The sequence below is a fragment of the Moraxella bovis genome, assembly GCF_002014975.1.
Taxonomy (GTDB): domain Bacteria; phylum Pseudomonadota; class Gammaproteobacteria; order Pseudomonadales; family Moraxellaceae; genus Moraxella; species Moraxella bovis.
The window spans coordinates 44,416-56,631 of sequence record NZ_MUXV01000015.1; the positions used below are offsets into that span (position 1 = coordinate 44,416).

General features: G+C 43.7%; 17 protein-coding genes and 1 tRNA gene. 14 read left to right on the forward strand and 4 right to left on the reverse strand.

The genetic code is table 11. The annotated features are described in order from the left end of the window. Positions 1-12 precede the first annotated feature (12 nt). Genes B0182_RS04070 through B0182_RS04080 form a run of 3 tightly spaced genes read left to right on the forward strand, consistent with a single transcriptional unit; the run spans position 13 to position 2,622 of the window. Positions 13-453, forward strand: coding sequence for a CHC2 zinc finger domain-containing protein (locus B0182_RS04070; RefSeq protein ID WP_078273713.1), 441 nt, complete (start codon positions 13-15; stop codon positions 451-453). Between the two features lie 10 nt (positions 454-463). After that, the gene (locus tag B0182_RS04075) at positions 464-982 is read left to right on the forward strand and encodes a hypothetical protein (protein WP_078273714.1); all 519 of its coding nucleotides are present in this window, start codon (positions 464-466) and stop codon (positions 980-982) included. Positions 983-1,023: 41 nt separating this feature from the next. Then, positions 1,024-2,622, forward strand: a complete 1,599-nt coding sequence (locus tag B0182_RS04080; protein ID WP_078273715.1) for a DUF3987 domain-containing protein — start codon at positions 1,024-1,026, stop codon at positions 2,620-2,622. 868 nt (positions 2,623-3,490) lie between these two features. On the opposite strand, the gene B0182_RS14215 is transcribed toward B0182_RS04080, so the two are convergent. Next, positions 3,491-3,655, reverse strand: a complete 165-nt coding sequence (locus B0182_RS14215; protein WP_158079618.1) for a hypothetical protein — start codon at positions 3,653-3,655, stop codon at positions 3,491-3,493. Continuing rightward, the gene (locus B0182_RS04085) at positions 3,625-4,173 is read right to left on the reverse strand and encodes a hypothetical protein (RefSeq protein ID WP_078273716.1); all 549 of its coding nucleotides are present in this window, start codon (positions 4,171-4,173) and stop codon (positions 3,625-3,627) included. The genes B0182_RS14215 and B0182_RS04085 overlap by 31 nt, the downstream gene beginning before the upstream one ends. A gap of 171 nt (positions 4,174-4,344) precedes the next feature. Between B0182_RS04085 and B0182_RS04090 the strand changes: the two genes are divergently transcribed. The 6 genes from B0182_RS04090 (at position 4,345) to B0182_RS14220 (ending at position 8,124) form a co-directional block, all read left to right on the forward strand. Beyond that, complete coding sequence (locus B0182_RS04090) at positions 4,345-4,797, forward strand: universal stress protein (protein ID WP_029103381.1); 453 nt, start codon at positions 4,345-4,347, stop codon at positions 4,795-4,797. A 218-nt stretch (positions 4,798-5,015) separates the two neighbouring features. After that, a complete protein-coding gene (gene pyrC, locus B0182_RS04095; protein WP_078273717.1) occupies positions 5,016-6,083 on the forward strand; it encodes a dihydroorotase in 1,068 nt (355 codons plus the stop codon). After that, positions 6,080-6,715 carry a ribonuclease T gene (rnt, locus tag B0182_RS04100; RefSeq protein WP_078273718.1) on the forward strand — a complete coding sequence of 212 codons (636 nt, stop codon included), beginning with the start codon at positions 6,080-6,082 and terminating at the stop codon, positions 6,713-6,715. The genes pyrC and rnt overlap by 4 nt, the downstream gene beginning before the upstream one ends. 60 nt (positions 6,716-6,775) lie before the next feature. Continuing rightward, positions 6,776-7,264, forward strand: coding sequence for a YajQ family cyclic di-GMP-binding protein (locus tag B0182_RS04105; RefSeq protein WP_078273719.1), 489 nt, complete (start codon positions 6,776-6,778; stop codon positions 7,262-7,264). A gap of 184 nt (positions 7,265-7,448) precedes the next feature. After that, a tRNA-Glu gene (locus B0182_RS04110) sits at positions 7,449-7,524 on the forward strand. Between the two features lie 456 nt (positions 7,525-7,980). Continuing rightward, on the forward strand, positions 7,981-8,124 hold the full coding sequence (locus B0182_RS14220; RefSeq protein WP_158079619.1) for a hypothetical protein: 144 nt from the start codon (positions 7,981-7,983) through the stop codon (positions 8,122-8,124). A gap of 63 nt (positions 8,125-8,187) precedes the next feature. Here the strand turns inward: B0182_RS14220 and B0182_RS14225 are convergent, their stop codons facing one another. Further along, a complete protein-coding gene (locus B0182_RS14225; RefSeq protein ID WP_078273721.1) occupies positions 8,188-8,427 on the reverse strand; it encodes a hypothetical protein in 240 nt (79 codons plus the stop codon). Between the two features lie 22 nt (positions 8,428-8,449). On the opposite strand from B0182_RS14225, the gene B0182_RS04125 reads away from it, so the two are divergent. Then, positions 8,450-8,824 (forward strand): hypothetical protein, encoded by a 375-nt coding sequence (locus B0182_RS04125; protein WP_078273722.1) that lies wholly within the window; start codon positions 8,450-8,452, stop codon positions 8,822-8,824. A 247-nt stretch (positions 8,825-9,071) separates the two neighbouring features. Here the strand turns inward: B0182_RS04125 and B0182_RS14230 are convergent, their stop codons facing one another. After that, positions 9,072-9,236, reverse strand: coding sequence for a hypothetical protein (locus B0182_RS14230; RefSeq protein ID WP_158079621.1), 165 nt, complete (start codon positions 9,234-9,236; stop codon positions 9,072-9,074). A 525-nt stretch (positions 9,237-9,761) separates the two neighbouring features. On the opposite strand from B0182_RS14230, the gene B0182_RS04130 reads away from it, so the two are divergent. From B0182_RS04130 to B0182_RS04145, 4 genes are all read left to right on the forward strand, one after another. After that, the gene (locus B0182_RS04130; protein ID WP_078273723.1) at positions 9,762-10,946 is read left to right on the forward strand and encodes a replication initiation factor domain-containing protein; all 1,185 of its coding nucleotides are present in this window, start codon (positions 9,762-9,764) and stop codon (positions 10,944-10,946) included. Next, positions 10,939-11,328, forward strand: a complete 390-nt coding sequence (locus B0182_RS04135; protein ID WP_078273724.1) for a hypothetical protein — start codon at positions 10,939-10,941, stop codon at positions 11,326-11,328. Before B0182_RS04130 ends, B0182_RS04135 begins: the two co-directional genes overlap by 8 nt. A 24-nt stretch (positions 11,329-11,352) precedes the next feature. After that, positions 11,353-11,544: a hypothetical protein gene (locus B0182_RS04140; RefSeq protein WP_078273725.1), complete on the forward strand. Its 192-nt coding sequence runs from the start codon at positions 11,353-11,355 to the stop codon at positions 11,542-11,544. A 249-nt stretch (positions 11,545-11,793) separates the two neighbouring features. Next, positions 11,794-12,057 (forward strand): major capsid protein, encoded by a 264-nt coding sequence (locus tag B0182_RS04145; protein WP_078273726.1) that lies wholly within the window; start codon positions 11,794-11,796, stop codon positions 12,055-12,057. The last annotated feature ends 159 nt before the right edge of the window (positions 12,058-12,216 follow it).

Sequence of the window (12,216 nt, forward strand, 5' to 3'; positions counted from 1 at the left end):
CAAGGCATTATCATGACCAAGACCCATTTACCATTTAACCGCCCATTGTTCGCCCCTAATGCGTTTTTTAGCCAAAAAGCCTTTGGCAATCATTCACACACCGCAGGCGTGAACACCCAGCCCACCACCGCACAGGGCAACACAAGCACACAGGGGCAAGGCAAAGCCAACCAAGCACCCTTTGAGCCATACGCCCAATTTAACACCAATCACAAGCCCGACCCCGTGAGCTTTTACGCCCGTTATGGCATTACCCTAAAAGGCAAGCAAACCAATGTGAAATGCTGTTTTCATGGCGACAAAACGCCCAGCCTAAGCATTAATAAAGATACAGGGGCTTTTTACTGTTTCGGGTGTGGGGTGAGCGGTGGCGATGTCATCGACTTTTACCAGCGTTATCATAGGTGCGATTTTGTTACCGCCTGCCAAGACCTAAACATCACACAAAAATAAGGAAAACACCATGAACCCACATACACCAACCGCCCGATACCCCCATTTTGATTGTACCAATAGCCAATTGCTACAATCATTGGTTAATCAGCTATTGAGTACGGATAAAGACCTGCACAAACAAGGCTTTACCATGAGCCATTTAACCGCCATTTATCCCTATTGTGATAAAGACGGCAGTTTACTGTACTTTAAGCCGAGATTTGACAAGGACGGCAAGAAATGGATAAAACCTTGCTGGTATGACGGCAATCGCTTTTATTTGGGCGAACCGACAGGGGCAAACGCCCGATACAACCCCAAAGCCAAACCGCTTTACAACCTGCCACAACTTGCCACCCTACCACAGGGCGAAATGGTGTATTTTGTGGAAGGGGAAAAATGTGCCAACGCACTCATGAGCATTGGTATTTTTGCCGTTACTGCTGGTGCGTCTAGCAGTACAAACAACACCGATTTGACCCCCTTACAGGGCTATCAGGTGCGTTTGTGGCGTGATTATGATACGGCAGGGCAGAAGTCGCCCTAGACGGGCTTAATATCGCTTATGATGTGGTAGATGTGGATAAGATGGCACAGGCTGAACCATTAGACCGGTCTGATGACGCTTTTGATGTATTACAAAGATGGTACATGGCAGGCGTGAACGCCAGCAATGCCCAAGCCCAAATAAAAACCCTGCCGACCATGAGCCAGCAGGATTTTAAAAGCAAACAAACACAAAACGCCACCATGATACCACCGACCACCCAAAATAGCAATGGTGGCAACGAAGGCGACAAATGGGGCGAGATTGTGCCATTTGATGAAGTCAAAAACATAGAAACCCCCTTCCCTGTGGACGCTTTTCCGCCTCTGCTTGCCAAAGTGGTGCAAAAAGTAGCCTACTATCAGCAAGTGCCGTTGTCTATGGCAGGATTTGGCGTATTGGGAGCGATTAGCCACATTGGACAGGGATTTATTGATGCACCCTACATCAACAGCGATTATAACCCAGCGAGCTTATTTTTGGTGGTGCAGGGCGAAAGTGGGAGCGGTAAAACCCAAACCATTAAAATCACCCATAAAGCCATCATAGACCACGAAAAGGCAGAATATGAGCTTTACAAAGATGAAAAGCGTTCGTATGATAACGAATTATCCAGCAAGACCAAAAAAGAAATCAAATCATTTCATGAACGAAACAACAAACCCACCGACCCACGCAGTATGTTTGGTAGTGGGAGCATTCAAAAAGTCATGCAAGGCTTTACCGATGGCAACTACCAAAACGCCAGCTACACCGCAGACGAAGGGGCAAACCTGCTAGAAGGTGCAAGCCTAAAAGCCGAAACCGCAGGGTCAAGCATTGGGGCGATTTGTGATATTTATAGCAAGGGCATCGCCGAACGAGTAACGATAAACAACACAGGCAATCAAGTGGCTTATAATGTGCGTTTGACGCTGTTTTTAAGTGGGCAAGATGTGGCAATCAAGCCAGCACTAAACAACCCACGTTTGACCCAACAAGGGCTACTACCACGCTGTTTATTTGCTTTTCCGCCTGATAATCGTGGTAATCGCCAGCTTATCACGGATAATTTTATGATGGATGAGACATTACAACGGTACTGGAAAAGATGTCTAAAATTTTTGGAAACACCGCCCAAAGACGGCAAACGAAAACGCCTAGCATGGACAGCACCAGCCCTAAAAATCACGCAAGACTATTGGTGTGATGTAGAAAAAAGCCAGCAAAAAGGTGGTACAAACCACAACGCCAAAGCCTATGCCAGCCGTATGGTGGAGAATGCCACACGCTTAGGGGCTTTATTTGCATGGTTCAATGACAAGCACGGCATTGATACGAGCGACATTGAAGGAGCTATCAAAATCGTCAATTACTCCGCCAACGAGCGTAGACGCTATGACGACATTACCACCGACATCACCGATGCCGAAAAGCTATTACAATGGCTGATTAAAAAAGCCCACGCCACAGGCAAAGACAAGTTTTATTACTCTTACTTGCAAACCAATGCCCCCAAACATTTGACAGACAAAGAGACACTTAATAACGCCTTAGAGCTGTTGAGTGATGGCAACTACATTTATTTGGACACCGAGACCACCAACCGCAGACCCAAGCGAACCATAGAGCTAAACCCTGCACTACTTCCCAGCCAATAGTCACGCCACAAGGGGCAATCATCAAACGGTTGTCCCTTTGTCATATTGTTATCCCATCTACTTTCTAAGTTATTGCCCCGTCATCTAAGTTATTCTAAGTCTTTCTAAGTTATTGGCAGACACCTAGCCCCCTTGATATAAACATAAGTGATTGATTTATATTGTTTTTATTATTTTTGTGGATTGGTATGCGGTGGATATATGGTGGTAATGGCGTTAATTTGGTAATAACTTAGAATAACTTAGAAACACCCTACCAAATTTTAAACCCTTGTGGTGTAAGGCTTACAGGGTGATTTTTGAATAACTTAGATAATTTGGTAAGGTTTTGGGGTGGTGATTTTAAAAACAACAAGCCCACCAAGATAAAATAAGTACGCAACGCCCATTAAAAGAGCCATACCGTCCGCCATTTATTCAATAACCATTCATTATTAACCCAGCCACCACCCACCCCAACCAATCAGACCCCACCCCATCGGGGGCGGGTCAAAAGTTTAGGCAGGGACAGCCAACGGACACCACGCCCCATCTCATGTATAAAAAAATTTCTTTTTCTGAAAAAATGTCCGTTTTTCTCCATAGTAACAAAGTTACATAAAGTTACAATCCACCACCTAAAACACCGCCCCACCACCCCAAAAAATTGATTGAAAAATATACAAAATGGGGGTTACTTTTGATTTTGTTGGTATTATTGTTGGTATTGAAAACTTAATTAAAAAATAAATTATTTAAAATCAATAGTTTATAATCAATGTGCGAAGTTCATTACTAAAAAGGACGTGCTCAGCACGTTCCTACATCTACATATTATTAAATTTATGACAACTTTAAAAGCTCTTTGGTCGCACCTGTCTTTTACCACTTATCTTAAATGACTGACTTCATTCACCAAATCATCAAGCAGGGCATCAAAAATATCATCGCCTGACAGCTGTTCTAATGGTTTATGGGGCTTATGAGTGGATTTTGGCGGTACCTGCATTTGTGTCTGTTCTGTCAATGCTTGATTGGCTTGGTTGGTCTGCACGGCATATCCATCACGTCGCCATTTTTACTAGCCTTGCTATCCATAGCAGATTGTTGGACGGTGTTAGTGCTTACCTGTGGCTTCGCCCCCACCTCTTGCTGTATTTTTTGCTGTGGCGTTTGCCCTGCTATTGGCTCAGGCTGATTTTGCACGTCCTTGTCACTAACATCTCTGGCATCTTTGACATGCCAAAAGCTGTAACGATTGACCGTCCACCAAGCCAAAAACTTACTGGCGGTAATGCTGTGTAGCTCATCGGGCAGTTTTACTACGTTCAAGCCCAGCTCTTGCCAAGCGCGCTCATCCGTCTCACCCTGCTCGCACGATTCCTTGGCCACAAAAATCTCATCTAACAAGCCATCATACACCGTTCGCCTATCCCACGCTTTTTGGGTCAGGTTCATGCGTGTGAGCTGATAAAACACGCCATCATGCCAAATGACATAACTGCGGTGTTTAGGGTGAACAAAAATCACATCTATCACTCTGTTGGCAGTGCGACTGGTTGGGTTTTTCATAGCAGGAACATCAAAAAGGGCTTATTTCTATTTTATCAAATTTTTTCATCATTTTAGCAAAATTATCCCAAAATCTACCCAAAATATCCCTTGCATTCATGGGGGATTTTGCTATACTGTTATTTATCAACTAAGCGGTATCCTTTTCACACCTTTATTAAGGAGTTTGCCATGTATCAGCACGTGTTACTTGTTACCGACTTAAATGACGACACCGACATTGTCGCCAGTAAAGCCAAATGGATTCTGGATTCATCGCCATCTGCTCAGCTGTCTGTGTTACATGTGGTCGAAGAGACCATGCTCGGCTTCGGTTATGAGCTAATCCCTGCCTCCGCTCTGCACGAAGAGATAGATGATGAGCGTTGCCAAGTGGCTCGCACTCGTCTTGCCGAGGTGTTGGCACGCAACAACCTACACGCCCACAACGCTAAAATCAAAACCGCCATCTCAGGACGTAAAGGCATCGTGGATTACTGCAACACCCACGCCATTGACTTAGTCGTCATCGGTCGCCACAAGCGTACAGGGCTATCAGCATGGTTGGCAGGAGCAACCGCCGACAGCATTTTGCCCGATGTGGACGCTGATTTGCTTGTGGTACAGTTGGGTTCAATTGATTAAACTATATCAAAATATTTATCAATAAGGGTAAATTCAGGTTTGCCCTTATTTTTTGCCATTTTTAAAAATGCTTATTCATCCAAATTTTCTACAACCCCTTTAAAACACCCTTTCCCATTATCGCTTTTTTGGGTTTATTTTTCAGCTTTTTCCCATAAAACTTGACAAAATCCCCCCAACCCTTAAAATAGTAGTTTTACCACAACCAGCCAACCGCCATGACCAACACCCCCCAAACTCTCACCCTTATCCAGCCAGACGACTGGCACATTCATCTGCGTGATAATGACGCTCTTGCCACGACTGTACCGCACGCAGCCAAGAGTTTTAACCGTGTCATCTGTATGCCAAACCTAGTCCCGCCCGTCAAAACGACCGAACAAGCGACCCTCTACCGTGAGCGGATTTTGACCGCCCTTGACAAAGCCGATATTCCAAGCCAGCGTAAAAATGCGTTTGACCCACGCATGGTCTTATACTTGACCGACCACACCACCGCCGATGAGATTGCCCGTGCCAAAGCCTCAGGCATCGTACAAGCCGTCAAGCTCTATCCTGCGGGGGCGACCACCAATTCGTCAGACGGCGTTACCGACATTTTGGGGCGGTCGGACGTGTTTGAAAGTATGCAAAAACACGGCATTCCCCTGCTTGTTCACGGTGAAGTTACGCATCATGACGTGGATATTTTTGACCGTGAAAAGCGGTTTTTGGATGAGATTTTGTCTGTGATTATCCAAAATTTCCCCGAACTTCGCATCGTCATGGAGCATATCACTACAAGAGACGCTGCCGATTTTTGCCTTGCCCAAAAGGACAACGTGGGGGCAACCATCACGCCACAGCACCTATTATTCAACCGCAATCATATGCTGGTGGGCGGAGTCAAACCGCACTTTTATTGCCTACCAATCCTAAAACGTGCCAACCACCAACAACGCCTGCTAGAAGTCGCCACCTCTGGCAATCCCAAATTTTTCTTAGGCACGGACTCCGCCCCCCACGCCACCCACACCAAAGAGTCCGCTTGCGGTTGTGCAGGGTGCTACTCCGCCCCCCACGCCTTGCCCCTGTATGCCACCGCTTTTGAGAGCGTGGGAGCGTTGGATAAATTAGAAAATTTTGCAAGTCGCTTTGGGGCAAGATTCTACGGCTTGCCTGTCAATCAAAGCACCATTACTTTGGTCAAAAAAGAGCAAGTCATTCCCGACAATTACCCCTACCTTGACGACAAAAGCCTAACCCCACTTTTGGCGAGGCAACCCTTAGCGTGGTCAGTACAATGAGCGACAAAGAAAAATCCCCCCTTGCCAAACGCTTTCGGGGCTTTATGCCTGTCGTTGTGGACGTGGAGACGGCAGGATTTAACGCCCAAACGGACGCTTTGCTTGAAATCGCCTGTATTCCCATTTTGATGAATGATGACGGCAAACTCTATCAAGGCGAGGCGTTAAACGCCCACATTGAGCCGTTTGTCGGGGCAAATTTGGAACCATCCGCCCTAGAATTTACAGGCATCAACCCCGACAGCCCCTTTCGCAAGGCCATCGCCCAAGACGAAAAAAAGGCAATCCGCCAGATTTTTAAATCCCTAAAAGACACCAAAAACGCTCACGGCTGTCGCCAATGTATTTTGGTGGGGCATAATGCTCATTTTGATTTGGGTTTTTTAAATGCCGTCATCGCCCGCACCAATTCAAAAAATCAGTCGCCTTTTCATGCGTTTAGCGTGCTAGACACGGCAAGCCTGTCCGCCCTAGCCTACGGGCATACGGTGCTTGCCAAAACTTGCCTGATGGCGGGGATTGAGTTTGATAATAGCCACGCCCATTCGGCACTTTATGACACCCAAAAAACCGCCGAACTGTTTTGTCAGATTTTTAATGAAATGGGCATGCTTGACATTAAGGGCGAGTGAAATTTATTTAAAATCAAAACCTTACCAATTTAATATTTTTAACTTTAATAAGGAAAAACCATGCCGTCATTTGACATCGTTTCAGAATTAAACGTCCAAGAAGTGCGTAACGCCATCGGCAACACCGACAAAGAAATTGCCACACGTTTTGACTTTAAAGGTAGCGACATCACGGTAGAGCTAAACGACAAAGCCAAAACCGTAACCATCACCTGCGACAACGAACTGCAAGCCGACAACGTCTATGCCATTTTTGAAAAACAGCTCATCAAGCGTGGCGTGGATTTGCAAAGCCTAGACCCACAGGGCAAAGCCCAATCAGGCAAACACACCAAGCAAGTCATCAACCTAAAAGACGGATTAGACAGCGACACTGCCAAAAAAATCAGCAAGGCAATCAAAGAGAGCGATTTGAAAGTCTCGGCAAGCATTCAAGGCGATAAAATCCGTGTGTCCGACAAGAAAAAGGATAATTTGCAAGCGTGTATGGCATTTTTAAAAGAAAAATCGTTTGGCGTGCCACTGCAATTTAACAATTTTAAAGATTGATAATTTTAAAAATTTATTAAAATTCATTAAGTTATAAACTTTATTAAAATTTTTAAAAATCTTGCTTGACGGACAAAAATAATCTGCTATAATAGCCTCACTTTTGAGAGACACGGTGAAAGCGTTCAAAAGTTGGTAAAGCGATTATCGCTAAATTAGCAAGTAATCAGTTTTACGTTCTTGTGCTCCATTCGTCTAGAGGCCTAGGACACCGCCCTTTCACGGCGGTAACAGGGGTTCGAATCCCCTATGGAGTGCCAATATTCAGAAAGCCATGTTTCCCAAAGCATGGCTTTTTCTTTACCCTCCGTTTCTGCTTTGCACAACAAAATCGCCTCTAATGGGTTCATGCCCACATAAATTGCCAGTTCAGCAATCATGGTATCACTGGGCTTTATGCCTTTTCCTTTGTAATTTTTGAATGTACTTACTCTTTGTTGGGTAATACCCAGTCTTTGGGCTAACTTTTCTTGGTTACCTGCTTTTTCTATGGCTTTTTCAAAAATTTGCTTAATCATGAAAAATTCCTCTTGATTTACACCATAATATGGTGTAATATTATGTTCACGTAGATAGGTTATTTTTTTAACCTGCTTTACACCATAAAATGGTGTATTTACATCATTTTATGGTGTCAATCCAAGATTATACCACAACCAACCAAAAAGGCAATCATGTATCAAATTACAGACTTAGCTAATTATTTTACGCTAATTATGATGGTTTCTTTTCTTGGTGGCATGGTAACTATTTATTTGGCAATACAGCTTGATAAGGTTATTGATTTATTTTTTATTTTCATCAGAAGAAAATACCTTGACAAAGACCGCAACCAAGATAAGCACTACAAAGAATCCTGACAGACTGTAAAACATAGGCAAGATACTGTTATTAACATCATTATTAATTTGTTGTGATACTTGCTATATGGCTTGCTCATTTTGGATTTTGGCTTGTGCCGCTTGTTGTTCAAATGATTTACCCATTTCATTAAGTATGTGTTCTGGGTTATTTTCACTAACAATAGTGCTATTTGACAGTTCTATAAATTCTTTGTCAGTGGTAACAGTATCATTCATGTTTTGTATCTCTGCTAGGGATATAAACAAGTTTAGGGGTAGTGCTATACCGCCTAAACGCCCATAAGGGCTTAATTTTATCATTAACGCTTAAACGGAGCAAACTATGAAACAATCCAAAACCCATTTCAAACCCTTTTGCCCCCATTCCGTTTCTTGTCTTGTGCAAGATGGGGGCAACCCTCCCCCGCCCCATGTGTTGTCCAATCCTACCACCGCAGGGGGCAACCTATTACACTCCGTAAAAATAAAAAATAATTCCATAAAATATTTAAAGGCTCGTGGCTCGGTAACTGCTGTTATTGAGCTATATGGGGACAAGTACACCTATCATTTACCCATAGACGTCTATTATAAGATTAAAAAGATTGATGACGATTGTAGGGCTTTTTACGGCTATCCAATCGGCATTAAAAGGCATTTAAAGCTGTGTAAAAAGCTGTGCTATGACGCTAACAATGAGCGTTATAGCGTCGCTTAGCTAGTTTGCATCCGCTCTTGGTGGTAGGATAAGTGACGACAGGGGAGCGGATTATAAAGCCCACGACTGGGGGAACTTTGCGGAGTGGGCAACCGTAGGGATTATTACGCTTTACGATGCGTTGTTGTATGTCGGTTCGGTATATTGGGGCAACCCTTGCCGTTAAGTGGCTTTACAATGCGTTGGGGCGTGATGGCGTGAACGGTGCAAAGGCGGGCGTATACCCGTAATTCACGCGTGTGGGGGTTTATGCCAATGCCCCATGCCCGATGACAGGCGACGGCGACACCGTTGGAAGCTCGGGAGAATCCAAAGCGATAGAGTTTAACTGCTCTTGACCTTTGGGGGATAACTTGCCCGAATCGGGCTCTGGCTCTCCGTTGGAGGTGTGAGCGTTGCAATTATTAATCATTAATCATTTTGTAACGAAGTGAAAAAATGATTAATGATTAATGATTGACAACAGCGAAACACCGATAAGACTCGGCAGGGGTCGCATACCCAAAACCCCAATCAATCCCAATGCGTGCTACTGGCTCCGCCCAGTAAAAAAATTTAAAAAACCAATAACAACGGATTGAACGGATAGGGAATTATCCACATGAGAGCCACTTATCCACCAATTTTGTCCACCCCGTCAGGGGCTTGCAGGGTTATCCACATGAGCCCGCCTAGCCCCAAATGATAGTTCAGCGGACACACCAACGGCGGGCGATTGTGGATACACCCTGTGGGCAATAATTGTGGGTAAGTGATCAGCTCGATTGTGGATAAACCCGCATCCGTTCAATCCCAAAAGCCCAATCCTAGGACAGACGCCCCAAAAACCCCAAAGGGGCAAACTTCCCCCCAAAGTAATACGGGGGTAAAGGGTGCAAACCAACACCGCAGGGGGCAAGCTTAGCCCGCCCAAAGGCGCAAGACAAGGAAGGAAACCATGACGCTACCCCGACCAATCGTGAACCATGTTGCAGGGGGCAAGCTTAGCCCGCCCAAAGGCGCAAGGGGGCAAGACTCTGATTATCTGCAAGCGATAAGAGACAAGATAGCAACTGATAGGGCGACTCGCAGACTGTACGCCAAAACGCCACTCGATGACACCGATGCCGTCATATTTAACGGCGAAGTAAAAACCGTCTTAGTCCGCAAACCCCTGCAGGGGCAAAAATGTACTATTGATTGGTTAAACGTGGTCATCTCAATGGATGACTTTATACCGCAAGGTAAGCATGAGTTGTCAGATACCGCCCTAGAAGATTATGTTATCAATCAGATAAGCCGAAAATTGTTAAAAATCATAGGCTTTGCTATTGATACCGAAAACCAAACTGGCAGGAATTTTTATAGACGAAGTTTTACTCTTGAACACAATGCAGGTTTTGTTTGTATTGGTGGACAAAAAAACACTGTACTCATCATGATAAATGGCACTGGGTGCAATTATGCCAACATTGATTTTGAATTTGATTTGTTCGACTGGCTAGACTCTCTCAAAGTAGCAAACATTACCCGCATTGATTTGGCTTATGACAGCTTAGAAAAGACGTTCCTAACCGTCGATTTGTTCGACCAGATACATTCAAAAGGCGGATTTAACAAGGGCGGTAGAAACCCCGAAATTGAATACCGTGGCAACTGGAAAAAGCCCAATGGCAAGGGTAGGACGTTATACATAGGCTCCCGCCAATCGTCCAAATTCTGCCGAATTTACGAAAAGGGTAAACAGTTGGGCGACCAAGATTCAATTTGGCTTAGAATCGAAGTAGAGTTTAAGAGCCGTGATATTTATATTCCCTTATCCGTGCTTTTACATCCAACTGATTATATGGTCGCTGCTTACCCCTGCTTTTATTTGATTGAAGAAGATACACCGTTAGACAAATACGAAGTAAGAGACAAAAATGAGTTAATCACTTTTGCTCAAGCAATTAAGCTAGTCCAAAGACAATATGGCAGGTACATACACTTTTTTAGGCAGTGTTTTGGTGATGATAAGATTCTACTGGATATCTTAACAGACATACCAAACAAGTCACGCCCCGAAAAGTTAGATGTGCTTACCATACCCAAAGACTTAAACACCCCAAAACCCAAAACCCAAACAGGAATTAACCATGACTGACTTTGAAAATAAGCCCATTGTTGTTGATGGCGTCGAATACCACCCCGATGAAGTTTACGAGCGTAATTTGCTTGTCTTTGGCGTTGAGCCCACTGATTACGAAGATTATCGCTATGTAAACATTATCGCCATGCACACCAACAGAAAACCTGACGCAGGCGGACAAGCACAAGCCCAATACCGCTACAACAATCTGGACGAATTAAAGAAGTTCCACGAACACCAATACCCATATTATCTTAGAACAAAAATGGTTACTGCAACAGACAGAAAAGGCAACCAAATTCAAGTTGTCATCTTTGCCGACCTTGACAATGCTAAAGAAATGGAAATTGTGCCACGCCAACGCACCCCAAAAGCAGTAACCACGCCTAAGGTTTAATTTTAAAAATATCGGGGCATTTTTATGGATTATCATACATTAAAATCATTTATCTTAGCTTTTTTACTTGTTTTCCCTTTTTTTGTTTTTCATTTTAAAAAAGATGATTTAACCGCAGAAGTTAATTGTTTTTTACTTCTTCATGAGACGGAAAATTTAACCTACCCCGATATTTTAAAAATTCGTCAAGAAGTCACCGAAAATTGTTTTAAATAGGATTACTCAAAAGCAGTAACCACGCCTAAGGTTTAATATTATGAACATAATTTACGTATGCACAAAAATTAGGGAAACCTCATCAGGTTTTGAATGCTTAAATTATGTTCAAACAGTAGATTACAGTAGCTTTAAACTTAGTTACGAACAAATGGGGCAATTTATTTTTGCGGTCGCTTTAATTTACGCTACTGTATTTGCCGTGAAAGCCGTCAAGCGTTCGTTTTTTTAGTCTGTACAGGAGGAATTATGTCAGACGATAAAAAAGCTGTTATTACTCAGCCAGAAAGTAAATTAGATGTCTACAAAGACAAATTTGGTCGCTATGCTCTTGTTACTGGGGTTGCTATGACTGCTGGTGTTGCGAATGCCAATACACCAACAGCACCCGACATGACCCCAATCGTGACAATGATTACAGGTTTATCGGCGGTTGTAGGCTCTATCGGCATGGCGGTACTTACCGTTTATGCCACTGCCAAGGTATTCAAATGGGTTAAGACTGCGTTTTAATTCATCTGTAGCTACAAAATAGGTTCATCATGATAAACTCTGAATTTATCCTACAAGTATTAACACTAGTCGTTATTGCTAACGCAATAAGAGACTTGTTTAATATTTAGTGGGATAAATTCTTACTTGGATTATGTCTATGACCCCCCTAAAATTCTT

What these genes read in the sequence shown, in the direction of transcription:
- B0182_RS04130 (WP_078273723.1), top strand. Translation starts at nt 9,762, where the DNA reads ATGACGCTACCCCGACCAATCGTGAACCATGTTGCAGGGGGCAAGCTT.
- B0182_RS04080 (WP_078273715.1), top strand. Translation starts at nt 1,024, where the DNA reads ATGGCACAGGCTGAACCATTAGACCGGTCTGATGACGCTTTTGATGTA.
- B0182_RS04140 (WP_078273725.1), top strand. Translation starts at nt 11,353, where the DNA reads ATGGATTATCATACATTAAAATCATTTATCTTAGCTTTTTTACTTGTT.
- pyrC (WP_078273717.1), top strand. Translation starts at nt 5,016, where the DNA reads ATGACCAACACCCCCCAAACTCTCACCCTTATCCAGCCAGACGACTGG.
- B0182_RS14225 (WP_078273721.1), bottom strand. Translation starts at nt 8,427, where the DNA reads ATGATAAAATTAAGCCCTTATGGGCGTTTAGGCGGTATAGCACTACCC.
- B0182_RS04125 (WP_078273722.1), top strand. Translation starts at nt 8,450, where the DNA reads ATGAAACAATCCAAAACCCATTTCAAACCCTTTTGCCCCCATTCCGTT.
- B0182_RS04135 (WP_078273724.1), top strand. Translation starts at nt 10,939, where the DNA reads ATGACTGACTTTGAAAATAAGCCCATTGTTGTTGATGGCGTCGAATAC.
- B0182_RS04105 (WP_078273719.1), top strand. Translation starts at nt 6,776, where the DNA reads ATGCCGTCATTTGACATCGTTTCAGAATTAAACGTCCAAGAAGTGCGT.
- B0182_RS04070 (WP_078273713.1), top strand. Translation starts at nt 13, where the DNA reads ATGACCAAGACCCATTTACCATTTAACCGCCCATTGTTCGCCCCTAAT.
- B0182_RS04145 (WP_078273726.1), top strand. Translation starts at nt 11,794, where the DNA reads ATGTCAGACGATAAAAAAGCTGTTATTACTCAGCCAGAAAGTAAATTA.
- B0182_RS04075 (WP_078273714.1), top strand. Translation starts at nt 464, where the DNA reads ATGAACCCACATACACCAACCGCCCGATACCCCCATTTTGATTGTACC.
- B0182_RS14220 (WP_158079619.1), top strand. Translation starts at nt 7,981, where the DNA reads ATGATGGTTTCTTTTCTTGGTGGCATGGTAACTATTTATTTGGCAATA.
- B0182_RS14230 (WP_158079621.1), bottom strand. Translation starts at nt 9,236, where the DNA reads ATGATTAATAATTGCAACGCTCACACCTCCAACGGAGAGCCAGAGCCC.
- B0182_RS04090 (WP_029103381.1), top strand. Translation starts at nt 4,345, where the DNA reads ATGTATCAGCACGTGTTACTTGTTACCGACTTAAATGACGACACCGAC.
- B0182_RS04085 (WP_078273716.1), bottom strand. Translation starts at nt 4,173, where the DNA reads ATGAAAAACCCAACCAGTCGCACTGCCAACAGAGTGATAGATGTGATT.
- rnt (WP_078273718.1), top strand. Translation starts at nt 6,080, where the DNA reads ATGAGCGACAAAGAAAAATCCCCCCTTGCCAAACGCTTTCGGGGCTTT.